Source organism: Rhizobium sp. NFR07 (assembly GCF_900111905.1).
In the GTDB taxonomy this organism is placed as follows: domain Bacteria; phylum Pseudomonadota; class Alphaproteobacteria; order Rhizobiales; family Rhizobiaceae; genus Neorhizobium.
Map to the genome: position 1 here is coordinate 86,942 of NZ_FOKM01000001.1, position 21,812 is coordinate 108,753.

Annotated in this window: 18 protein-coding genes; 4 read left to right on the plus strand and 14 right to left on the minus strand. The window is 59.7% G+C overall.

The annotated features are described in order from the left end of the window. Positions 1–80 precede the first annotated feature (80 nt). A complete protein-coding gene (locus tag BM216_RS00385) occupies positions 81–440 on the plus strand; it encodes an ArsR/SmtB family transcription factor (RefSeq protein WP_092993262.1) in 360 nt (119 codons plus the stop codon). Between the two features lie 87 nt (positions 441–527). On the opposite strand, the gene fhuB is transcribed toward BM216_RS00385, so the two are convergent. From fhuB to BM216_RS00405, 4 genes are read right to left on the minus strand one after another with little or no spacing between them, the layout of a single operon-like run. Continuing rightward, positions 528–2,495 carry a Fe(3+)-hydroxamate ABC transporter permease FhuB gene (gene fhuB, locus BM216_RS00390; RefSeq protein ID WP_092993265.1) on the minus strand — a complete coding sequence of 656 codons (1,968 nt, stop codon included), beginning with the start codon at positions 2,493–2,495 and terminating at the stop codon, positions 528–530. Beyond that, entirely contained in the window at positions 2,492–3,376 is an 885-nt protein-coding gene (locus BM216_RS00395) for an iron-siderophore ABC transporter substrate-binding protein (protein ID WP_092993268.1), read from the minus strand. The genes fhuB and BM216_RS00395 overlap by 4 nt, the downstream gene beginning before the upstream one ends. Before the next feature lie 13 nt (positions 3,377–3,389). Beyond that, positions 3,390–4,202 carry an ABC transporter ATP-binding protein gene (locus BM216_RS00400; protein ID WP_092993271.1) on the minus strand — a complete coding sequence of 271 codons (813 nt, stop codon included), beginning with the start codon at positions 4,200–4,202 and terminating at the stop codon, positions 3,390–3,392. Between the two features lie 50 nt (positions 4,203–4,252). Next, the gene (locus tag BM216_RS00405; RefSeq protein WP_177230660.1) at positions 4,253–6,451 is read right to left on the minus strand and encodes a TonB-dependent siderophore receptor; all 2,199 of its coding nucleotides are present in this window, start codon (positions 6,449–6,451) and stop codon (positions 4,253–4,255) included. A 631-nt stretch (positions 6,452–7,082) separates the two neighbouring features. Here BM216_RS00405 and BM216_RS33930 point away from each other — a divergent pair. Then, positions 7,083–8,210: a sensor histidine kinase gene (locus tag BM216_RS33930; protein WP_177230661.1), complete on the plus strand. Its 1,128-nt coding sequence runs from the start codon at positions 7,083–7,085 to the stop codon at positions 8,208–8,210. A gap of 15 nt (positions 8,211–8,225) precedes the next feature. On the opposite strand, the gene malQ is transcribed toward BM216_RS33930, so the two are convergent. From malQ to BM216_RS00450, 8 genes are all read right to left on the minus strand, one after another. Further along, positions 8,226–10,046 (minus strand): 4-alpha-glucanotransferase, encoded by a 1,821-nt coding sequence (gene malQ / locus BM216_RS00415; RefSeq protein ID WP_244530018.1) that lies wholly within the window; start codon positions 10,044–10,046, stop codon positions 8,226–8,228. Between the two features lie 231 nt (positions 10,047–10,277). After that, on the minus strand, positions 10,278–11,345 hold the full coding sequence (gene ugpC / locus BM216_RS00420; protein WP_092993277.1) for an ABC transporter ATP-binding protein: 1,068 nt from the start codon (positions 11,343–11,345) through the stop codon (positions 10,278–10,280). A 4-nt stretch (positions 11,346–11,349) separates the two neighbouring features. Further along, a complete protein-coding gene (locus tag BM216_RS00425) occupies positions 11,350–12,180 on the minus strand; it encodes a carbohydrate ABC transporter permease (protein WP_092993280.1) in 831 nt (276 codons plus the stop codon). Between the two features lie 5 nt (positions 12,181–12,185). Next, positions 12,186–13,121 carry a carbohydrate ABC transporter permease gene (locus tag BM216_RS00430; protein ID WP_092993283.1) on the minus strand — a complete coding sequence of 312 codons (936 nt, stop codon included), beginning with the start codon at positions 13,119–13,121 and terminating at the stop codon, positions 12,186–12,188. Between the two features lie 95 nt (positions 13,122–13,216). Then, positions 13,217–14,476, minus strand: coding sequence for an ABC transporter substrate-binding protein (locus BM216_RS00435; RefSeq protein ID WP_092993286.1), 1,260 nt, complete (start codon positions 14,474–14,476; stop codon positions 13,217–13,219). A gap of 32 nt (positions 14,477–14,508) precedes the next feature. Further along, positions 14,509–15,675 carry a PLP-dependent transferase gene (locus BM216_RS00440; RefSeq protein WP_092993288.1) on the minus strand — a complete coding sequence of 389 codons (1,167 nt, stop codon included), beginning with the start codon at positions 15,673–15,675 and terminating at the stop codon, positions 14,509–14,511. Then, positions 15,672–16,388: a FadR/GntR family transcriptional regulator gene (locus BM216_RS00445; RefSeq protein WP_092993291.1), complete on the minus strand. Its 717-nt coding sequence runs from the start codon at positions 16,386–16,388 to the stop codon at positions 15,672–15,674. The genes BM216_RS00440 and BM216_RS00445 overlap by 4 nt, the downstream gene beginning before the upstream one ends. Positions 16,389–16,760: 372 nt before the next feature. Beyond that, the gene (locus BM216_RS00450) at positions 16,761–17,660 is read right to left on the minus strand and encodes a hypothetical protein (RefSeq protein WP_092993294.1); all 900 of its coding nucleotides are present in this window, start codon (positions 17,658–17,660) and stop codon (positions 16,761–16,763) included. A gap of 472 nt (positions 17,661–18,132) precedes the next feature. Here BM216_RS00450 and BM216_RS00455 point away from each other — a divergent pair, with 472 nt between their 5' ends. Together BM216_RS00455 and BM216_RS00460 are read left to right on the plus strand one after the other, a co-directional pair. Continuing rightward, positions 18,133–19,269: a GGDEF domain-containing protein gene (locus tag BM216_RS00455; RefSeq protein ID WP_092993297.1), complete on the plus strand. Its 1,137-nt coding sequence runs from the start codon at positions 18,133–18,135 to the stop codon at positions 19,267–19,269. Between the two features lie 113 nt (positions 19,270–19,382). Continuing rightward, entirely contained in the window at positions 19,383–20,012 is a 630-nt protein-coding gene (locus BM216_RS00460; protein ID WP_092993300.1) for a hypothetical protein, read from the plus strand. A 165-nt stretch (positions 20,013–20,177) separates the two neighbouring features. On the opposite strand, the gene phnE is transcribed toward BM216_RS00460, so the two are convergent. Together phnE and BM216_RS00470 are read right to left on the minus strand one after the other, a co-directional pair. Then, entirely contained in the window at positions 20,178–21,002 is an 825-nt protein-coding gene (phnE, locus tag BM216_RS00465; RefSeq protein ID WP_092993303.1) for a phosphonate ABC transporter, permease protein PhnE, read from the minus strand. Continuing rightward, the gene (locus BM216_RS00470; protein ID WP_092994950.1) at positions 20,992–21,783 is read right to left on the minus strand and encodes a phosphonate ABC transporter ATP-binding protein; all 792 of its coding nucleotides are present in this window, start codon (positions 21,781–21,783) and stop codon (positions 20,992–20,994) included. The genes phnE and BM216_RS00470 overlap by 11 nt, the downstream gene beginning before the upstream one ends. Positions 21,784–21,812: the final 29 nt, after the last annotated feature.

Sequence of the window (21,812 nt, forward strand, 5' to 3'; positions counted from 1 at the left end):
CCATACCTATTCCGCAAATAGGTACGGGTCAACCCATACCTCAGCTTGCATCAGAACACCAATTTCCGTAAATTTAATCCATGCCAGAACTTCTTCCTCAGCCAACACGCGAAGAGATCGACCTCAGTGTCGTGTTCTCCACACTGTCCGATCCGCTGCGCCGTACTGCCATTGCCTTTCTGGCTACGCTTCCGGACTACGAAGAGCGCAACTGCGTTTCTTTCGGCTTTCCGGTAGCCAAAGCCTCACTCACTCATCACTTCAAAATCCTACGTGAAGCGGGCCTCATCAGTCAGATCGATTATGGAAATCGCCGCGCGTCCTCGTTGCGTCGAGATGACATCGAGGCTCGGTTCCCCGGGCTTCTTGCTATGCTTACGGACGAACTGAACAGAGAGGGCGGTATCGAGAAAGCCGTCAACTCGGCCGGAAAGCGTTGAGGTCACTGCCTAGATAAAAGGTCAACAGAAAATCGCACTGATTGCATCCCGATGGCCACGAAGCTTCCCGGAATCGAGCCTCTCGCATCAGCGCGCTCTGCCCATCAGGAACATCAGGAAGGGGGCGCCGATAAGGGCCGATACGAGCCCCGCCGGAATCTGGTAGGGCGCTGCGATGGTGCGCCCGACGAAATCGGCAGCTACCATCAGCCCGCCACCGATCAGGGCCGCTCCGACCATCTGTGGCATGGCTCGCTTCAGGCCCGCCTCCCTGGCAAGATGTGGCCCCATGAGGCCAACAAAGGAAAGTGGACCGACCGTCAGCGTTGCAGCCGCGGTCATGAGCCCGGCGAGTCCAAACAATGCCAGCCTGGACATCGCCAAAGGCATGCCGACCGCCGCCGAAGGCGCAGGCCCGAGCGGCAAGATGTCGAGCCAACGGCGTGCCGATAGCGCTGCGGTGATCAGCACCGCGCCGATGACCACTTCCGCCGCAGCCGTCGTGCCGTCCACCAGATAAGTCGAGCCGCTCATCCAGCGCATCAGCAGAACCGCCCTCGGGTCCCCCGTCGAACTCAAGACACCGACCACCGCATCAACCATCGCGCTCAGCGCGATGCCGGCCAGCAGCACCCTTTCCGGGGCAAAGGTTGAACTGCGCGAACTCAGGAGAATCACGGCAAGAACAGAAACGGCGCCACCGACGGCAAAGGCGAACTGGCCGGAAAAGCCGGGCGCAACGGCAAAGAGCGCAATGGCAACACCGAAGGTTGCACCGGCGCTGATCCCGAGAACCTCCGGGCTTGCCATCTCGTTGCCGGTCAATCTCTGCAGGATCGCCCCCGCAACGGCAAGCATCGCACCGGATGCAAGTGCGGCAAAAATCTTTGGCGAGCGGATAGCAAGAATATCGTCAAGGAACTCGCCGGAAAGGAGCGCCCAGCCCCCGCCAGGGCTCCGCCCGGCGAAAAGACTGATTACCAGCAGAACCAGAACTCCGAGGATGGCGGTGACGAGAGGCAACTTTACACCCCATGGCCGCGGCCGCCGGAGTGGTATTGCCTGTTGAATCCTGTGTCGGATCTTCAAACGCGGCAGCAATGCCAGGAGAAGCGGCGAACCGAATATGGCGGTAACCGCGCCGGTCGGCAGAAAGTTGCCGAGACTGCCGGTGGTGAGTTGCAACACGGAATCCGCGAGGAAGAGCAGGCCGGCACCGATCAAGGGAGACCAGACGATCAATTGCACAGGCCGGCGCGCTCCGGAAAGTCGTGCAAGTGTCGGTGCGACCAGCCCGATGAAGCCGATGACTCCGACCGCACTGGTGACAAAGGCTGCAAGCGCTACAGCACAGGCGACGACCACGACGCGCAGACGGGCGAGCCTCACCCCAAGCGCTACGGAACTGCTCTCGCCGAGATCGAGCAGCGACAACGGCCTTATCAACAGGGCGCTGACGACGGCAACGGCCCCGATTTTCCACGTAAGCGACAGCGGGATGGCCCAGCTCTGCTGCGCCAGCGAACCGGATCCCCAGATGAACAGGCTCGCGAGGTACCGCTGGTTCAGATAAGTCAGGATCGCCGACAGCCCTCCGCACCAGAGGCTCAGCACCAGGCCGGAGAGCACCAGGGAATAGGGAGAAAAGCCCCGACGCGCACCAAACCCGACGACGATCACTGCGGCAGCAGCACTCCCCAGCAGCGCAACGACATCGCGGCCAGCACCCAGCAGGCCGGGAATGAAAAGCGAGACCACGACAAGCGCGAGGTTAGCCCCAGCAGAGACGCCGAGTGTCGTCGGATCGGCAAGCGGGTTTCGTAGGACCTGCTGGAAGAGGGCACCTGACAATGCGAGCGCCGCACCGACGAGCAGTGCGGTCGCCAGCCTCGGCAATGTGGAGTAATAGACCACCATGCGCGGGATGTCATAGCCATGCCCCACCGCGCTCGATAGAGCAGGCGCCGCGAGAAACCAGGATGCCGCGCCTCCGCTGACGATCAGCATGAGAAAGACGAGCGCTGGCCCGAGATTGTCGCGGCGAGCTGCGGTCATGCATCTTTTTCCAGAGCATCAGTCACCAGACCGGCAAAGCGCATGGCCTCATTGACCATGCCGAACATCAGCGCTGGCGGAACGACCGACATGCGGCCCGGCCGCGAAAACGGAAGCGCCTGCCATAGCGGGCTGTCGGCAAGTTTCGGCAGGACGTCCGGCGGAACGGGATCGAAAACGATCAGGTGCGCGTCCGGGTCGGCAATGGCGGAAAGTTGCTCTATGCCGATCGTCTCAAAACCCCAGTAATTCGATTGTCGCGTCCAGGCGTTGCGAACGCCGATGCGTTCGAGTGCGTTGTGGAATAGACCGGGTGACGAATAGATCCGGGCATGTCGCTCATCCATGAAGGTCACCAGCGCCACGGGCGGAACGGCCCTGCCCGCCAGCCGCTCGCGGCATTGACCGAAGAAGGCATCGGATCGCGCCAGGAATAGCTCCGCCTCATTTTCACGGCCGAGTTCTGCTGCCAGTCTGCGCGTCGCCGCCATGGCTGCCGGCAGGACGGGGCCGGAATCGGTCGTGAATATCTCAAGCCGCAGAACTTTCGCGATCGGCTGCAGCCTGGGCAATAGCTCGTCCAGATAAGGCGTCGTCAGGATGACATCCGGCTTCAGCTGGATGAGAATCTCGAAATCGATCTCATAGGCACTACCAATATCGACGACCGATCGCGGCATCATCGGCTCAACGACCCATCTGCCCCAGTCGGCAAGGTCGGAAATGCCGACGGGCGGCAATCCGAGCGACAAGAGCGTTGACGCAAGCCCGTAATCGAGGCTGACGACTCTTAGCCCGGCAACCTCGGCAAAGAGCGGTGTCGGCATCGAGGCGGCTGCCGCCGTTGCGTAGTGTAGAAACGAGCGCCGTGAAATATTCATCCCGGGGCCGACCTCAGCAGGCGTAGGCAAGAGGATGTGAAAGATGCGGAACGGCGATGACCTCCATGTCGATACCGTAAATGTCGTGGAGCGTCGCCGGCACCAGGATTTCATCGGGCGTCCCGCTGGCAACCGCCCGCCCGCCTTTCAGCGCATGGATCCTGTCGCAGAAACGCGCGGCCATGTTGATATCATGCAATACGATGACGACACTCTGTCCGCCTTCGTGAGCCAGCCGCCGCACGAGGGACAGAACCTCGACCTGGTGGGCGATATCCAGCGCCGCGGTAGGCTCGTCGAGCAAAAGACACCGCGCATCCTGGGCGATCAGCATCGCAATCCATGCTCGCTGCCGCTCGCCGCCGGACAGCGTGCCGACCATGCGGTCGGCAAACGGCTCGATATGCGTGGCTGCAATCGCGGCCTCGACCTTCTCCCTGTCGATATCAGAAAATCGACCTAGTGCCCCGTGCCACGGATAGCGCCCGCAGCCGACGAGTTCGCGAATCGTCATGTCCGAACCGGTACTGAGATCCTGCGGCAGATAGGCAACCGACCGCGCGAAGTCCCGGCCGTGATAATGCGCGAGGTCCTGACCACCATAAACGACCGATCCGACGGAGGGCATCAGCTGTCGTGCCAGGATTTTCAGAAGACTGGATTTTCCGGAACCGTTATGGCCGACAAGGGCCACGACCTCCCCTGCGGGGAAGTCGAGGCTGACATCCGAAAGAATCGCGTTTCCATCGATCGACAAGCCGATCCCATCGACGGCGAAGGCTTTCGTCCTATCGGGCGCTTCGTGCGCAAGCTGAACCGAGGCCACGTCACCTCCCTATAATTATGAACGAACCTTATCTGCCGAAGCTCAATCCGCTACCACTTATACTTCAGCGAACCCAGGACCGTACGGCCTTGGCCGATATAGCAAGAGTCAGTATTGCAGATCTGTTCCTCGCGATTGGCGAGGTTTGTCGCGCTGACCGCAAGCGATAGCCCTTTCAGATCCGGCGACTTCACGCCGAAGTCGTAGGAGAGCGACGCATCGAAATAGACGGCGCCTGCATTCTTAGCCGTGTTGGCATCGCTTGTGTAGGAATTGCTAGTCGCACGGACACCGCCGCCGATGCTGAGGCCGCCGATCGCCATGTCCTCAGGCGCAGCGTAGTTGACCCACAGCGAAGCGATATGCCTAGGCGTTGTCGTCGGTATATTGCCAACGACCGCGTCATTGAGATTCTCGGTAATTTCTCCGTGGGTATAGGTATAAGCGGCGATCAAGCTGATGCCGTTGTCGAGTGCAGCGCGACCTTCGACCTCGAAGCCGGTGAACGTATTCTCACCTGAGCTTTCATAGAGAAAGACCGGTCCTGAAAAGCCTGCATATTGCGGCTTTCCGGTCTCAACGAGGCGATAGACCGCGGTGCTGAGTGAGAAGTTGTCGCCTTCCGGCTGATACTTGATGCCGGCCTCGATCTGACGCCCTTTCGTGGGATCAAGTACACCGCCCGTGGCTGACTGCTGCGTCGAAGGCACAAAGGACGTTCCATAGCTCACGTAGGGCGCAACCCCGTTGTCAAATAGATAAAGCAGGCCGACCTGGCCGGACAGAGCTCCCTCGTCCTTCTCAGCCCCGATGTCTGCGACCTTGTTCCTGGTTTCCTGATGCAGCCAATCGTAGCGCAGGCCGCCGACGAAGCGCCAGTTGTCGATCTCCGCCTGCTCCTGGGCGTACAATCCCGTCTGGCGAAGATCGTTGCTCGTGAAGCCTGTGAGCGCCGGCGACGGCGCGCTACCGATATCCCCCGGCAAGCTGAGACCACTTCCGGTAGCAAAATCCGAGTTCACGGCAGTGTAATCCAGCCCGGCAAGAATGGTATGGGATATGGGGCCTGTATCGAATTTGGCCTGGAGCTGGTTGTCTATCTGGTAAGCACGCACATCTTCCGTGACTGCCGAGGTCATCCAGCTGTCGGCCGGCGCGCCCAGCGTGGGAGCGTATAGCGTCCTTCGGTCGACATATCGTGCCTTGAGATCGAGGTCACTGACGCGCGCGTTCTGCCGGAACGTCAGGCCGTTATCGAACTCATGTTCCAACTGATAGCCAAGCTGGTACTGGCGAACTTTCTGATAATCGTAGTCCGGGTCGCTGACGCGAGTGATCTCCCCATCGTCCTTGAAGGTCCAGACGCTCGACTCGCCCTTACTTTTCTGGGCCAGGCCATAGACAGTGAGCTTGGTGTCGTCGGTGGGCTCCCAGGTAAACGATGGCTGCAGGAGATAGCGATCGTCCTCGATATTGTAGTTGCTCTCTCCATCTCGGGCGAGACCAACAATGCGGTAATACATCTCGTCGCCTTCGCCGATCGGACCGCCAAAATCGAATGCAGCTTGCTTGCGACCGATCGTGCCGTATTGGAACTCGACCTCGTTATGAGCGTCCTTCAACGGCAGTTTGGAGATCTTGTTGACGATGCCGGCCGCGCTCGCCGCACCATACATCACCGAGACTGGCCCCTTTAGAACTTCGACACGGTCCAGCGTGTAGATCTCTGTGGTGAAAGCTCCGTAGGTCATTACCGGCTGGCGCAGACCGTCGCGGAAATCGCCCGCAATGGTGGTGGCGACGCCGCGGATGTAGATCTGGTCGAAGCGCGGGTCGTAACCAAACCCGCCGGTGGAGATGCCGGAGCTGTAGCGTGTCGCCTGGATCATGTCGGTGGCGCCACGCTGCTCTATCTCTTCACGGGTGACGACGGCAACCGAGCGCGGCGTCTCGACAAGCGGCGTGTCGGTCTTCAAGGCGGAAACAGCACGACGAGGAACGATCGTGTCGTTGTCTTCACTGATCGTCTCAGCACCAGAATTGCTGAGAATGATCGGTTCAAGTTGGGTCGTGTCACCGGCGGCATCCTGCGCGAAGACCGTCATTGGCAGTAAGGCTGCAGCCATCGCGCCAAAGAGCACGGTGGAACCAAGAAGATGGCGACGTGCAGGATACTTATTGAAAGAGAACGTCATTGCCCGGTCCTTTTGGCAAGCGGCAGATTGCGATGAATGATCCGGCGAGATCATGGATGTGAGGCGGCGATGAATAGCCATCGGCGAGGCGGCTCGCCGATCGACCTATAGGAGGTAAACTTAAGGTGATCAATAAAATATGATTACTTTACTCACCTTTTTGAAGGCGGAAGCAAATTGGCCACGATCATTGCTGAGCATGTCCCCGAAATGCCCAGACGACAGCGCTCGTTTCTCTGCTCAAAGTCGACGTTGTGGAGGTCCCCTCAGCAGTTCCGCAACCGGTAACGACCGGCAGTCAGATCCGTCACCGCTGGCTCCTCGGATCTGACTCGACGAGAGCGCAAAGATGCTGGCGATCGTCTCGATGCTGGGCGCCAATAGCAATCGCACCGATGCGCTGCGCACCCACCGCGCTGGCGGACGGCGCTAGCAAATCATCAAGGTGCCTATACAGCTCAGTGTCTATTGCTGGTTTCCCTACGCATTAAACGTCTGCCCTGTCGCCAAGAACATTTTCGCCGCACAGATGGATATCGACCGGACCGGATCACGTTTGAATGACATTCTTCGGCTCCTGGAGGTTTCACCCCACACTTCCGTTAGACGGGCGACATATATCTCTGTAAAGTGGGATTTTAAGCGGCCGACCGACGGCCGCCGGTTCCCCTGGAAGGATGCCGCGATGACGGCTGGCAACAAATTCCCCACCAAGGCAACGCCACTCGCCGCGCTGACGCATGCCATTGCGCAGCTTGCTGGAGCGCGCGATGCCAGCGATGTTGTGGAGATCATCAGGTCCACGGCCCGGGGAATGATCGGTTGCCAGGGGATCGCCGTCATTCGCAGGGAAGGCGATCTTTGCCATTACATCGAAGAAGATGCCATCGGCGCGCTCTGGAAGGGGGAGAAATTCCCGGCGACCGCGTGTGTCAGCGGATGGGCGATGATGGATCGCAAGACTATTGTCATACCAGACATCGACAGGGAGCCGAGGGTTCCTCACGAACTTTATCAGCGCACCTTCGTCAAGGCGATCGTCATGACACCGATCCGGCCGCAGGATCCGATCGGCGCCATCGGCGCCTACTGGTCGACGCCATATGAGCCAAGCCAGGCCGAAATCGAGATATTGGCGGCACTTGCCAGTGCAGCCGCGACAGCTATCGAGAACGTCCGGCTCATCGTTGCCCTGTCCGGCGCTCTCGAAGATGCCGAGCTTGCCCGCGACGAACTGCGCCATCGCGTGAAGAATGCCTATCTGGGTGCACAGAGCCTGGTTCGGATGTCACTCGGCAAGGCCGGCGATGATGCGGTCAACAGGATCCAGGCCCTGTCCCGCGCGCAATCCTATCTCGACGAACATATCTCGAAGACGTCGGGTATCGACCTCGCCGACCTCATCGACCTCGAGGTAGAGCCCTATCGAACGGTACATGGCCGGATTGGGGTTGACGGTCCGAGGGTCCAAATCGACAGCTCCCGCGCTATTCCGCTCGGGTTGGCCATCAACGAACTTGCCACGAACGCACTGAAGCATGGTGCTCTGTCCATGGAAGAAGGGCGGGTGGCAGTGTCATGGTCAAACGACGGTAACCTGCTTACGGTCCTCTGGGAGGAACATGATGGTCCTCCGATCAGCACCCTCCGCCGACACGGAGAGGGGACCGAGCTTCTCGTGCGGCTGGTCGAACGGCAACTCAATGGAGCGCTGCAACAGGTATTCGAGCCCACCGGCGTTCGGTGCTCGATTGCGTTTTCGGTCGTCGATCCGACCGAGGCTCGGGACGATATCTCCGCAGAGATGATCTAAGGGCACTCTATCTTTTCAGATATTGTCCGAACTTCGCTGGCGTCGCGGCCGGCTTGCCTGCATGAGCGCTGCAATCTTCTTCATTATCGGCATGTCGCCGAGCCTCTCGACATGCACCGAGCTCTTCGGTCTCCAGTTCGGATAGGTTCGATCGGTCCCCGGGATATTGGTCGGCCGCTCCTCATCGGTAAGATCGGCAAGCCTCACCGAAAGAAGCATCGACGGTGTAGCGGCCAGATAGGCATAGGCAGCCAGAGTAAAATCATGTTCCGACCCGAAATCATCTGATCCCGGTGGAGTTGTCACGCCCGCCGCGTCCCATGCAATCAGAAGCTTATCGCGCTCCCACTCGCGCTCCTTGCGGTGAAGTTTGGTCGTCGCTGCCGACACGAGGCCGTGCTCGAGCCTCAGATCTATATCTGCCCCGAGCCACCAACCATTGAATGTCTGGTGATCATGCGTGGAAACACAAGCCAGAGCCATCACTGGATAGGCTTCGGGGGATATGAACCCTTCCTCCGATTTCTCGTAGGAGAGTATCCTGTACGACAACACATTTGCGGCTTCCAACTCTTCCCGCAGTCCAACGGCGACATTGCCCAGGTCCTCGCCGATCACGATGCAATCGTTTTCGCGCGACGCTCTGGCGAGTTCTGCAAGCAAGTCGTCGATGGGGTAGGAGACGTACGCGCCGTCTGCGGGTGCACCGTCCGTCGGAACGAGAAACAGCCTCGCGAATGCCGCTGCATGATCGATGCGGATCGCGCCGGCGTAGTACATCGAGCTAGTCATCAACTGGCGGAAGGATGAAGGATCACCCTCGGTGATCCTGTCCGGCCTGAGGGCTGCCAACCGCCAGTCCTGCCCATTTGCCGCGAACGGTTCGGGTGGATTTCCGATGCTCGCGCCCTGAACGTAGAGGTTTCCGTCGCTCCAAGTCGCAGATCCGTCAAGAGCTTCACCGACGGCAAGGTCCAGATAGAGCCCGATGCGCATACCCGCCTGGCGGCATCGCTCCTTCGCCTCGCTGAGCTGCACATGAGCAACCCATTGAAGCCACTTGTGAAACTCAATGTCGTCCGCATGCGAGCGCTCGATGCTCTCGACCTCGCTACTGGTGCGGATACGGTAAGGTGCGGGCCAGGATGTCCATCCGGCTCCATATCCGGCCTCGGACATGATGCGTGAGAGCGTTTCGAACAGGGCGTGGGCGTGAAGCCCCTCGCCCGAGCCGTGAACAAACGCATCAAATGCAAGATTGTCCGCGCCACGCGTCGATCGCCAGATAGCGCGCAACTGATTGAGCTTGATTGTTGCCACCGCCTCGTAGTCGACGAGTGATGAAGAGCGAAGTTCAGAAATAACCCTCTCGGTGTCGGGGAGCGTAGTTTCGAATCCTCCAACTTCATCGACGGCGATATAGAGCGGATTGAGAAACCTGCGATTGGAGGGCTCGTAGGGGCTACATCGCCCGGGATCGTAGAGAAAGCCGGTATGGAGCGGATTGAGACCGACGAAGTCGGCTTCAAGTTTTCCCGCCATATCGCAGATCCACCATAGATCCGCGAAGTCGCCTATCCCCCAGTTACGAGCCGAGCGAAGCTCATAGAGTTGAAGACTGATCCCCCACGTCGGACCGTCTATGAGGTCCTGAGGTAGAAAGCACTTTGGCATATTGGGCGACGCGCGGCCCGTTTCCTCGACACCAAGCGCTGCCAACATCTTCTGCAGATTGTCGTCGGACACGCGCGAGAAGCTGCCATCGGGCGATGGGCAAAGTAGATCGATGCCATTTTCCCTGGCAACGCGCCGAACCGATTTACCGAGATCCTTCACGCATCACCTGCCCGATTGTGAAATGATGCGGAGACAACACTCGGAAGGTGACTAGGTTCCTGAAAAGGCCGGCGACTAAATGCCTGCTTTTGGCGCGAACACAGGGGACTTCACGATACGGAGGCGGCGAACGGACCGACCGTGGCCCTACGCCCGGTCACATCTCCGCCGACCACCGAGGCATCACTCGCCCTCCGGAAAACTATCCTTCGTCCGTTGCCGGGGCAAAGGTCAAGATGACGGCACGCAGCGGTTACCTTGGCCATCAAAGACATGGAGGTGCTGCGGCGAAAAGGCGACCCGGACTGTCGGCCCAGCCGACAATGCCGCGCGATCAAGCGTGAACACCTTGAATGCCAGTCCGTGCAGCGAGAGATGCAGGATGATACCGAAACCGGTCGGCTCGACCAGATCGACGCCTGCCACCATGCCGATCCCCTCACCGCCCATCACCACATGCTCTGGCCGGATGCCGACGGTCACCTTCGCGCCGTCAGCCAGTGCCAGCGGCGCCGGCAGGGCGATCACGGTTCCGTCTTTCAGCGTCACGCCGCCGGCGTGATAAGTCGCCTCCAAAAAGTTCATTCCCGGCGAGCCGATGAAGCCGGCGACAAAAATGTTGGCGGGACGGTCGTACAGCTCCAGCGGAGCCCCCACCTGCTGGACCACCCCGCCATGCATGGCGACGATCCGGTCCGCCAAGGTCATTGCCTCGATCTGGTCGTGGGTGACATAGATCGAGGTGGCCTTGAGATCGCCGTGCATTTTCTTGATTTCGGCACGCATCTGCTCACGCAGGCGGGCATCGAGGTTCGACAGAGGTTCGTCGAACAGGAACGCCTTCGGCTGGCGCACGATGGCGCGGCCCATGGCGACGCGCTGGCGCTGGCCGCCGGAAAGCGCACGCGGCCGGCGATCGAGCAGCGGATCGAGGCCTAGTTTCGATGCAGCACTGGCGACCGCGCTGGCGATCTTTTCCTTCGCCGTCTTTCGGAGCTTCAGGCTGTAGCTCATGTTGCCTGCGACATTCATATGCGGATAGAGCGCATAGGACTGAAACACCATGGCAATGTCGCGGTCCTTCGGATGCAGCTCGTTGACGCGTTTGCCGTCGATGCGCATCTCACCGCCGGTGACGCCTTCCAAGCCCGCGATCATGCGCAGCAGCGTGGACTTACCGCAACCGGACGGACCGACCAGCACGACGAACTCGCCGTCCTTGATCTGCAAATCGATGTCGTGCAGCACCTGCACATGGCCATAGGCCTTCTTGACGTTCTGGATATCGATCGAAGCCATGTGATTACCCCTTGACCGCGCCGGCCGTCAGACCCTGGACGAGGTAGCGCTGGATGAGCAGGAAGAAGAGAGCGGCCGGGATGAGCGCGAGCACGCCCGCCGCCATCATCTGCCCAAAATCCACCGAGAATTTGGAAACGAAGGTCAACAGCCCGACCGGGAAGGTCGCGGCATTGTTGCCGTTGATCAGCATCAGCGCGAACAAAAGTTCGCTCCACGCGGCGGTGAAAACGAAACCGAGCGTCGCGGCGATGCCGGGAAGCGTCAGCGGCAGGATAATTTCCCGAAACGCCGTGAACTTCGTGGCGCCGTCGATCATCGCCGCCTCTTCGAGATCCTTTGGAATGCCGTCGAAGAAGGATTGCATCAGAAAAGTCGCGAAGGGCACGTTGAAGGCGGTGTAGACGACGATCAGCCCCGTCAGGCTGTTGGTGAGACCAAGCGGCGTCAGGATCTTGAAGATCGGCGCCACCAGCATGACCAACGGGAACATCTGCGTCAAAAGCATCAGCCCGACGATCCAGTATTTGGCACGGAAATTGAAACGCGAGAGCGCATAACCGGACAACGAGGCGCAGATCGTGACGATGATGGCGGTCGAGCCGGAGACGATCAGGCTGTTCTTGAAAAAGGTCGGAAAGGCGCTGTGCTGCAGTACGAAGGAATAGTGTTCCCACGTGGTCCGCGACGGCCACATGCGCACGCCTTCGGAATAAAGAAGATCGTTCGGCGTGACCGAGACCTTCAGCAGCCAGAACAGCGGGAAGAGCGCAAAGACGATATAACCGAGCAGCGCCAGCCGGTGTGCGATGGTCGGAAGAAGCGATGTTTTCATGACCCTCACCCCTTGTTCAGCAATGTCTGCCGCAGCAGGATGATCAGCATGGAATAGGCCAGAAGAAGCACGAGCAGCACCAGCGCGATTGCCGAGGCATAGCCGAAATCGAGCGCCTTGAAGGCCTGAGTGAAGATGTAACTCGCAACGATCTGGGTGCGATCGGCAGGTCCCCCACCGGTCATGACGACGATTAGGTCGGCGAAGTTGGAGATCCAGACGGTACGCAGCAGCACGGTGATGGCGATGGTCGGCGCCAGAAACGGCAGCGTGATCGACCAGAAGCGCTGGAACCACGAAGCGCCATCGATGGAGGCCGCTTCATAAAGCTCACGCGGGATCGATTGAAGTGCTGCCAGAAGCGTGATGGCGAAAAACGGAATGCCCCACCAGACATTGGCGATGATCGGCCCCCACATCGCATATTGGGGATCGGAAAGGATATTTCCTGGCTGGCTCATCAGGCCGAGATCAAACAGCCAGTGCGGGATAGGCCCGATGACCGGGTTGAACAGCCATGCCCAGTTCAGGCCGGCCAGAAACGACGGCACCGCCCAAGGCAAGAACACCAGCGCCTGAACCAGACCGCGGCCCATGAATGGCTTGTCGAGCAAGAGCGCCAGAATGAGGCCGAAGGCGAATTGCAGGAACACGGACGCGCCGGTCCACCAAAGGGTATTCTTCAGCGCGGTGTAAAACGCTCTGTCCTTCGACAGGGTTTCAAAGTGTTCGAGCCCGATGAAACCGCCGGAAAACGGATTGAGCAGCTGGATATCGCGGAAGGCATAGGAAATGCCGACGACCAGCGGCACCAGCATGACAACGATGATGAGGATAAGCGCCGGCGCGCTGTAAAGATAAGGCTCGGAGGCATCGGCAAGTCGCTTTTGCCACGGCCTGCGATCCTGGCGACGATCATAGACGTCGGCGGTCATGGACATCAGACAGTTTCCCGTTTGCGGCGCAGATCTGAGCCGTCATTGCATGAAGGAAGGCAGTTGGCGGCGCAGCCTTGCACGCGCCGCCATGAACACGATTACTTCTTGGAGAGGTTCTTCTGCTGCGCCTTGGTCAAGTAGTCGGCCCATTCATCGGCAAGCTCTTTGGCCGAGATGTCGCCAAGCAGCGCCTGCTGCGAAGTCTTGATTGCCATGGAGTCCTTGAAGAAGGCGAATTCTTCGAGGTAGGTCGGCATCACGGTCGGAACCGTGTCCTTGTCAGCCAGTTCCTCGAACCAGCCCTTGAATTGGTCACCGGCGTAGAACGGATCCTTTTCGGCTGCCGTATAGGCCGGCAGGGCGCCGATCTTCTTGTTCCACTCGATATTGCCTTCGGGGCTCTGCAGCGTTTCGATCAGCTTCCAGGAAATGTCTTTGTTTTCGCTGGTGGCGAACATCGACCAGCCGGCATAACCGATCGTCGGGAATGACTTGCCGGTCGGCCCCTTCGGCAGCGGTGCGACACCGAAATCCTCCGGCTTCATGCGTTCCGCAACGGCGATCAGCGCATCCGGATCCTGATCGAGGAAGGCGCAGGTGCCGGAATAGAAACCGGCGACGACCTCGTTAAAGCCCCAGTTGACGCTGTCCTTCGGGGCTAGCCCCTTCTTGTAGAGATCGACCATCCACTCGATACCCTTTGCCCAGCCTTCGCTGTTCATGGTCGAGGTGCCGTCTTCGGTGAAGTATTTGTTGTCGCTGGCCATGGAGGCGGCAAAGATCATCCAGCCATTGAGGCCGCCCGGTCCACCGCGCATGCAATACCCGTATTTGCCCGGCAGCTTGGAAACGGCTTCCGAAGCCTTGACGAAATCGTCCATCGTCTTCGGCGGTTCGGAAACGCCGGCTTCGCTCAGGAGCTTCTTGTTGTAGAACATGGCGCGCAGATAGAAGCCGTAGGGCAACATATAGGCGGTGTCCTTGACGTCGCGGCCGAGCTCCAGCGCGCGCGGCGTTAGTTCCTTGGTGTGCTCCCACTTTTCGAGATAGGGCTCAAGGCTTTCGAGCATGCCATTGTTGCCATAGAGCGAAAGCCAGGTATCCGGCATTTCCATCACGTCGGGCGTATCACCGGCCGATACCATGGTCGCGAATTTCTGGAACGCTTCGTTCCAGGGCAGCGAGATGATTTCCACCTTGGTGCCCGGATTGGCGGCTTCGAACTTGCCGACCAGCGATTTGAGTGTCTCCGTGCGCTCCGGGCTGGTGATGACTTCGACCAGCTTGAGGGTTGTATCGGCCATGGCGGTCCCCGCCATCATGGTCGCGATGAATGCAGCCGTTATGATTGTTTTCATTGTCCTGCTCCCAGTTGTTTTTGGTTGATGCGCTATGAGGCGACGGCGATCGCCTCCTGAAGATCGCTCCACAGAGCCTCGGTTCCCTCAAGGCCGACATGGAGGCGTACTGACCGCGCATGGATCCCGAATGTATGCGCGGAATTCGGTTGGGCCTTCTGCTGCAGCACCACTTCGCCTGGAACGATCAGGCTTTCGTGGCCACCCCAGCTGACGCCGAGCTTGAAAAGTTTCAGGTGATCGGCAAAGGCGCGGATATCGACGCCTTCCTTGAAGATGAAGGAAAACAGGCCGGACGTGCCGTGAAGCCCCGTCGGCAGGCGGTTGGCCAGACCCGGATGGCAGACGTTTTCCACCACATCCAGTTCCTGCAAACGCCGCGCGATGGTGAGCGCCGATTCCTCATGGGCCTTCATGCGTAAGGGCAGTGTGCGCATGCCGCGGATCAAAAGCCATGCATCGAAGGGAGAGAGTTTGCCGCCGAGATAGGGATAGGCCTCCGCCTTCACACGCGCGATCATCTCCTTGGAGCCGGCAACGACACCGGCGACGACATCGCTATGGCCGCCGAGATATTTGGAGGCCGAATGGATGACGAGGTCGACACCGAGCGTGATCGGCCGCTGGAAAACCGGGCTTGCCCAGCTATTGTCGATCATCGAAACGGCGCCGTGCTTTTTCGCCAACGCCGCCAGCGCGCCGACATCATGCGCTTCCATCACCCAGCTTGTCGGGCTTTCCAGATAAAGCAGTTTTGCGCCCGGCAGAGCCTTTTCGACCGCCTCTTCGTCGCGGCCATCGATATAGGTAACCTCGACTTTCATGCGCTTCAGAAGCGTGCCGAACAGGCGAAACGCATCGGGATAGACATGTTTGACCGCAACGATACGATCCCCCGGCTCAACAAAGCTCAGAACCGAAGACGAGATCGCCGACATGCCGCTGGCAAAACCGAGCGCGTCTTCGGCGCCTTCGAGCCTTGCCAGCATTTCCTCGAACATGCGCACTGTCGGGTTGAGGCCGCGCGTATAGATCGGCCGCACCTTTTCGCCGCGATAGGAAGCGATCATTTCGTCATAGTCGGAGAAGGTGAACAGCGAGGTCTGAAAGATCGGCGGCACCACCGCATCGGCAAAATTGCCGTCGTCATGGGCGGTGATCAGTGAGGCAAACGCCGACGGATCGAGCATTTCGTTCATTTGGACATTTCCTTGATGTCTTCCTCGACAACCGCGAGGATCTTTAGCGTCTCGCACCGCGCACCTTCGGGATCGCGGGCGACGATGGCGTCGAAAAGCGTGCGATGGAAGGGAAAGGAACGCTTGGCAAAATCCTTGCGATCGAAAGGCGACGCCCAGAAATGCTCGAAACTTTCGCGCATCTGTTCCAGGATCTGCCGAAACAGCGGATTGTGGGTGGCGTCGTAGACAGCCAAGTGAAAGGCCAGGTCTTCCGGGCCGGACGAGCCTTTTTCTAGATGCACAGTTTCCATTTGCGCGAGCCGCGTTTCGATAACGACGAGGTCGTCCGCCGTACGCATACGGGCTGCCACCATGCCCGCTTCGCATTCGATGCCACGGCGCACTTCGAGCGTTTGGAGCAGCACGTCGCGCAGCTGGGTTGTGTCGAGCGACAGTGGCATGTGGATGGTGTCAGGCGATATGGCGCGCAGCAGATAGGTGCCACTGCCCTTCCTGGTTTCTATGACACCGAGAGCTTGAAAATGCCGGATCGCCTCGCGGATCGTTGACCGACCGACCGCCAAGGCAGCCATCAGTTCCCGTTCGGCCGGCAAACGGTCGCCCGTTTTCAAGCTCGCATCTGCGACGTAGTGCGCGAGAGCCGATGTCACCTGCCGCGCACGGTCGATAGGAGGTAATGGCTGAAGTTTTTCAGAAAGTTTCGAAATCACATCCCCTCCGACCGCGCCTTGAACGGCGTCTAAATTGGTCTGACATCTTAGCAAAGCATTGACGGAAACACCTGTCAAGTCGGCGGCGATGCAGGCCTTGATCAGGTGGATTAACTCCAAACTTCGAGTTGGGCGCCGAGGTTTTCCTACGGTGTCCGCTTAAACGCCTAGAGGTCCGAAGATTTTCGCGACACGCGATTGCCCATTGTGAGGACGAAGCCATATGTATCTTTACAAGGCTACAGGTCGGCTGCAGTCCTCAAAGGGCCGCCGCTCCTTTGAGAAACTTGCGCAGCAACAACCAGACGTCGGCGTGGCCCGAATTAGGGAGCCACGCTATTGGGGAGGAAAGCATAAAGCCGGGGCGCCTGCCTAGCGCGGCACAGCGAGCCGGGTTTCTTCGTCATCTCGCTGCCGACCGCCAAGCGCTGCAGCCGCGCATGCGATGAAGGCTCCCACAAGAAGGGAGAGCGCACCGAGCATGGCGGTTGTCGCCGCAGCCTGCCTTGCTTCATCGGCCGTCTGCTGTGCTGTTTTCTTGGCTTCATCGATCTGCTGCAGGACACCATCCACACGCGCTCGTGCCTCCTCCGGGGTGAGGCCGGAACGGGATGCCACGATTGCTGCAAGATAGGCTTTGTCCTCGTCGGGCACCCCCCCTTGTATGGCCCCGTTCATCAAGATGCGGGATACCTCTGCCGTCGCGGCTGCATTATCCGTGTCAGCCCGACTGCGCAGGTCCTGAGGACGCAGAAGTGCATCCGTAAAGTAGCTGGTGGCGATATCGGGACCGGCGGCATCACCGCTGGACGCAGCGGCACCGGCCACCGTCGCTGTCGATGCCGCAGAGCCTGCAGCTTGTACGCCCGAACCCACGAGAGAAGTGAAGGCGGAGCCCGCAAGCCCGGCTACGACAACCGTTGCCAGGGCCCAGCTCAGGAAACCGTGCGCGGTGTCCCTGAAGAAAACCTCGTCCGTATGGACGCCTGCCCATTTGGTCCGTAGGCGACCCGTAAGATAGCCGCCCAATGCCGATGACAGCCACTGGACGACGACCAGCCATATTCCAGCGGTTATGCCCACAGTGGCTGCGGACGCACTGTCGTTCGTCCACGGAGAGACGATAGTCAGGCCTACTCCCGAGCCGAAAAGGAGGAGGATCAAAGTTGTAGCGGAAGCTGCGACAGCGCCGCCGATGACAGGCCCCCAAGCGAGTGCCGGGACCGCAGATTCCACACCAACGTCCGAAACACCGGATTGATAAAGTGGCATCTCGCTCTCCTATCGAAGAAAAAGAACGAGAAGAATGACGATCGGCAACGGAATACCGAGAAGCCAGAGAAGAATACCGCGACCCATGAGAGTGCCTCCTATGTGATTTTTATCGAGGCAGTCGCCTCGGCCTACAAACCTTGTGCACAGGCAGAAGTTCCTGAGATTTCACGCCGCCGTGATGGCACCGGCGCGAATGCGGCCCTCTTTAAGATCGGGAGATAAAGGGCCAATCGGCGCTCCCTTGCCATTGAGCAACGTCGCCGGCCTTTCAGAGCGGTGCAGAGTGCTCGACACCAACCAGGAGTTAGACTGTGGTATTGCGGACGTCATATCTAAGGCGCTATCAGTTTTTAGGCTTGGGCAATGTTTGCCGCTCCGAAGACGCAAGAATTTTAACAGGTGCTTGTTTAGATAATTTGAGACTACTTGCAGCAGGTGCGGATGCCGATCCGGCAGCAGTGATGGATCCATGAACGGAGCAGTTTTCTTTCTGACGGTGAATTTCGTCGTCGCACTGAGTTTTTCTGCGCTCTTCGCGGTTGTCGCAATGCGCGGCCGGTCGCGTGTTGCTTCTCTTTGGCTCGCTGCTGGATTCGGCGTCGCCTCGCTCTCCGCTGTGAGCGAGCTTCTGGTCACCTTCGGCGAAACGCCGAAGCTTTGGGCCATCGGCGCCTTTGCATCCGTTCTCATCGGCATGGTGCTGCTGCGGGTCGGCATCGGCGAGCTGTATGGCAGGTCGCTCAGAGGATCTGTCGCAGCTGTCTTTATCATTGCCAGCATGACGGTCTGTTATCTGATCTATGACCTTCCTCGCGGCACGCTACTACACGCATTCTCCTATCAGACACCTTTCGCGCTTGCGGTCCTGTCCAGTGCTGTTGTCGTGCTGAATAGGGGAAGGCTGATTGCGGACCGTTTCCTCGGCGTGGTCCTACTCGTCACCGGGCTGCACTTCTTCGCCAAGGCAGGACTTGCGGTTCTGGTCGGCGCCGGTCAGCGCGCGCAAGACTACATTTATACCAATTACGCCCTGGTTTCGCAGAGTGCGACCGCGATCCTGATCGTCGTCGTCGGCCTGACACTGCTTGCAACCTTGGTGCTTGAAATCATGGCGGATCAGAAGACAGAGTCCGAGGTGGACCTCCTTTCGGGGCTCGCGAACCGCCGCGACTTTGAAAGGAACGTCCAGACGCATCTTGCTGCGATGCCCAACGGCCAACATACCGTGATCCTTTGCGACCTCGATCATTTCAAGCGCATTAACGATACGTACGGTCACCACGTCGGGGATGTCGTCATCCAGAGTTTCGGCATGCTTCTGCGACAGCATGCTCCGGAGCGTGCCGTCGTCGGCCGCATAGGCGGGGAGGAATTCGCTTTGTTTCTCCCGCTAACGGATGTCGATGTGGCGGTTTTGTTTGCGCGGGCGCTGAGTGTCGCGACCACGACGATGGACAATCTGCCGGATGGCCTGAGTGTCACAGCCAGCTTTGGCGTATCCTCGCTGAACTCGACAACGGACTTGGCGGAGGCCTGTCGCATGGCGGACATGGCGCTCTACCAGGCAAAGAGCGAAGGGCGAAACAGGGTGAAACGAGCCGCCTGATCTCAGCGCCGGAAGGCGAGCAACGGACATCTCCCACCGAGGGCGCGAGTATGAGGACTTCAGCGCGCATGGGACGCGTTGACCTGCAGAGAGCCCGATCCCATGTAACGCCCATGCTCAAAAGCGCCAAAACCGAAATTGAACTTTTCAGAACATGGGTGCTGTCGCCTGCAGCCACCCTTGGCTCGTCCATCCGGGCCAAGGGGATTTTGCAAGAGGTCCGGGCAAGGCTTCCTGGCACCTCTAAAAAGTTGCTTGTCCTAGACGGCAGCGACCTCACCCTTGCAATGCCTGCCAGCGACAAGGCCGCGTTCGCAGCAGCGACCGCCGTCATCTCTGCGGTGATGAAGGAGGTCGAGACGCTTCCCGTGATCCCCCGCGAAATAGAGGACATCCTGACCATCAAAACAAGCGAGCGTCATCGATGGCTCGCCGACGGGCGTCTGCCGAGCGCCGGCACGCGGACTGTCCGGTTGAACGGCCGCGCCCGTCGGATCACATTCCACGTTTTCGATCCCAAAGTCGTGGAAGATCTCCTCGACCGCGGCATGGTCGATCAATGGCGGGAGGAAGATGCTGAGGCCAAAGCGGAGAAAAGGCGTCACGCTGCTTACCAGGCAAAACTGACACGGTCGCTGAAGAAGACACCGAAGGCTTCCAAAAAACCAGAACACACTGGCGAAGATTCGGCCCCGAAGCTGAAAGACTGGCAGGAATTCGATATCGACGGACTTCTTCGATAGCAATCGCCGCCGTTACCGGGCGGGGTGCTGCCTCGTCGAACGTCTGGAAGGGTGATCGCAACAAGCGCAATCCTTCCAAGGTGTACTGGTCTGCATCCGGCCTGACGCGAACTTTACTTGAGCATCCGGACGGCATCAGTTGCCTTCGGTCGACCCGAGAAATGTTCAACCGACGCGCTTGCGTAGGGCGTTGGTCAGCACTTCCATCGCCAGCACGACGACAAAGATTACGATGATGATCGTCGAGGCCTTCTGGTACTGGAACAGATCGAAGGCGACCTGCAGCTCCTGGCCGATGCCGCCGGCGCCGACGAGACCGAGCACCACCGAAGCCCGCACAGCCTTTTCCAGTGCGAAGAGACCTGCATTGATCAGCGACGGCAGCGTGTCGGGAATGATCGCGGAAAACAGGATCGCGAGGCGGTTGGCGCCGGTGGCCGACAGGGCCTCCTGCGGCTTCTTGTCGGCATCCTCCATGCTTTCGCAGAAGAACCGACCGCAGAAACCTATCGTGTCGGCGATGATCGTCATCGTGCCGGCCACGGCGCCGAGGCCAACAGTGGCGACGAAGACGAGCGCCCAGACGAGATCCGGCACGGTGCGGAAGAACGACACCAGCCCCTTGAACAGGAACGAGAAGGCCGGGACCGGCGTCACGCCGCGGGCCGAAAGCCAGGCGATCGGCAGGCTGAGCGCGATGCCGATGAAGGTGCCGGCGATGGCGATCTGGAACGTCTCGATCAGCTGTCCGACGATACGCAGCAGAAACGTGCTGTCGGTTGCAGGCGGCATCATCCGGCCGAGAAGGTTCGCCATCCGCGGTGCGCCCGTCACCAGCCGCTCCGGCGAAGGGGCGACTTGGTAGATCGACGAAAGTACAAGGGCTCCCACCCCGATCAGCAGCGCGAACTGCAGGGCACTCGCGCCGGCGAAACGGGCCGGCGGAGTAATCGAAGTGGGGCCGGCGAGAGTTGGAGTGTCATGCCTCATGGAAAAATCTCTGCAGTTCCTGCTCGGTCAGATTCGCCGAAGCCACGTCGAGCGCGACGCGGCCGCTCTTCAGGGCGACGATACGTTTGGCAAAGCGCAGGGCATGCGCCATATCATGGGTGGTGTAGATGAGCGTGGTGCCGCTGCGGGCGGCAATCGACGCGAAGGTTTCCATCACGTCCATGCCTGTCTTGGGATCTAGGCTTGCCGCCGGTTCATCAGCGATCATCAGCTTCGGCTTGCGCACCAGTGCCCGGGCGATCGCCACACGCTGCGCCTGTCCGCCGGAAAGTTGGTCGGCGCGTGCCGCGGCACGGTGACCGAGACCGACGGCTTCAAGCGCTTCGAGCGCTTCCTGCCGCCAGTGTTCCGGCGCGATCGACTGGTGCCATGCCCGCCATGAGCCGGGAAAGCCGAGCCGTCCGTGAATGACGTTCGACAGGGCGCTGAGGCGCTGGACCAGTCCGTGGTTCTGGAAAACGAAACCGATCTGCCGGCGCACATCCTGTTCCAGCCTGCCATCCTGCAGCTCCCGTCCGAGAACGCGAACCTTGCCCTTGTCCACCGGATGCAGTCCTACCAGGCTTTTCAGAAGCGTCGACTTGCCCGAGCCGTTGGCTCCGATGAGGGCGACGCTGTCGCCCTCATCGATTTCCAGCGAGACGCCGTGGAGCACCAGTCCGCCTTTCGCCGAGTAGGACTTGAAGACATCGTAGCAGGAGAGGCTGAGCGTTTCGCCCATGCTGCCGGTGTCGCCATCCCGCTTTGCTGTATTGACCATTCGACAATCCAGCCTGTCGCGCTCCATCA

Bases quoted from the DNA above. Each gene is read 5' to 3' on its own strand.
- BM216_RS00385 (WP_092993262.1), top strand. From the start codon at position 81: ATGCCAGAACTTCTTCCTCAGCCAACACGCGAAGAGATCGACCTCAGT.
- fhuB (WP_092993265.1), bottom strand. From the start codon at position 2,495: ATGACCGCAGCTCGCCGCGACAATCTCGGGCCAGCGCTCGTCTTTCTC.
- BM216_RS00395 (WP_092993268.1), bottom strand. From the start codon at position 3,376: ATGAATATTTCACGGCGCTCGTTTCTACACTACGCAACGGCGGCAGCC.
- BM216_RS00405 (WP_177230660.1), bottom strand. From the start codon at position 6,451: ATGATCTCGCCGGATCATTCATCGCAATCTGCCGCTTGCCAAAAGGAC.
- BM216_RS33930 (WP_177230661.1), top strand. From the start codon at position 7,083: ATGACGGCTGGCAACAAATTCCCCACCAAGGCAACGCCACTCGCCGCG.
- ugpC (WP_092993277.1), bottom strand. From the start codon at position 11,345: ATGGCTTCGATCGATATCCAGAACGTCAAGAAGGCCTATGGCCATGTG.
- BM216_RS00425 (WP_092993280.1), bottom strand. From the start codon at position 12,180: ATGAAAACATCGCTTCTTCCGACCATCGCACACCGGCTGGCGCTGCTC.
- BM216_RS00430 (WP_092993283.1), bottom strand. From the start codon at position 13,121: ATGTCCATGACCGCCGACGTCTATGATCGTCGCCAGGATCGCAGGCCG.
- BM216_RS00435 (WP_092993286.1), bottom strand. From the start codon at position 14,476: ATGAAAACAATCATAACGGCTGCATTCATCGCGACCATGATGGCGGGG.
- BM216_RS00440 (WP_092993288.1), bottom strand. From the start codon at position 15,675: ATGAACGAAATGCTCGATCCGTCGGCGTTTGCCTCACTGATCACCGCC.
- BM216_RS00450 (WP_092993294.1), bottom strand. From the start codon at position 17,660: ATGCCACTTTATCAATCCGGTGTTTCGGACGTTGGTGTGGAATCTGCG.
- BM216_RS00455 (WP_092993297.1), top strand. From the start codon at position 18,133: ATGAACGGAGCAGTTTTCTTTCTGACGGTGAATTTCGTCGTCGCACTG.
- BM216_RS00460 (WP_092993300.1), top strand. From the start codon at position 19,383: ATGCTCAAAAGCGCCAAAACCGAAATTGAACTTTTCAGAACATGGGTG.
- phnE (WP_092993303.1), bottom strand. From the start codon at position 21,002: ATGAGGCATGACACTCCAACTCTCGCCGGCCCCACTTCGATTACTCCG.
- BM216_RS00470 (WP_092994950.1), bottom strand. From the start codon at position 21,783: ATGGTCAATACAGCAAAGCGGGATGGCGACACCGGCAGCATGGGCGAA.